Source organism: Treponema endosymbiont of Eucomonympha sp., from assembly GCF_001028545.1.
The window spans coordinates 1-566 of record NZ_BBPW01000459.1 but is presented as its reverse complement, the minus strand read 5'-3'; the positions used below and the strand labels follow the sequence as shown (position 1 = coordinate 566).

The following is a 566-nucleotide window of genomic DNA, read 5'->3' as shown; positions in this document are numbered from 1 at the left end:
CCTCGCTGTTTTCACTTATGTAGAAAATATCACTATGCCTATAACAACGAAAATACTGCCGATTAGCGACTTCGCTAAAACCGGCTCATGAAACAGCAATGACGCCATTATTAAGCTGAATACCAGATTTGATTTATCGACCATTATAACTTTGGACACAGGGCCGAATTGCATTGCCCTGAAAAAGAATACGCCGGAGACGCCGGCCATTATGCCGTCCGCAATGATTAGCATAATGTTTCTCTTAGAAAGCCCTGCAAGCGTAACGGGCAAACCGGAGAACAAAACCACTGTCCACGAGACGAGCATTTCTATTGTCACAACGAAAGCGATAAGCAATCGTGAGTCCGTTCTTTCCGTATTTATTTTGGCAAGAACAGTCATTACGGCGCACGAAATGGCAGATAATAAACTGTATACTACCCACATAAGTCCCTCTGTCGCTCAACTATAAGCATCATAGCATACGCCGAATGCATATTGTACGCCGCTTTGCTGCCGGCGTTGTTTCGCCATTCCGGCGCACAGAGAAGCACTCTATCACATTCGCGTGTCCGGAGAAACGC

The 566-nt window shown here is 45.8% G+C and carries 1 protein-coding gene; it reads right to left on the bottom strand.

All coding sequences use genetic code 11. From position 1 onward, the window contains the following. Positions 1-15 precede the first annotated feature (15 nt). Complete coding sequence (locus AWU74_RS13595) at positions 16-429, bottom strand: EamA family transporter (RefSeq protein ID WP_062328770.1); 414 nt, start codon at positions 427-429, stop codon at positions 16-18. Between the last annotated feature and the right edge of the window lie 137 nt (positions 430-566).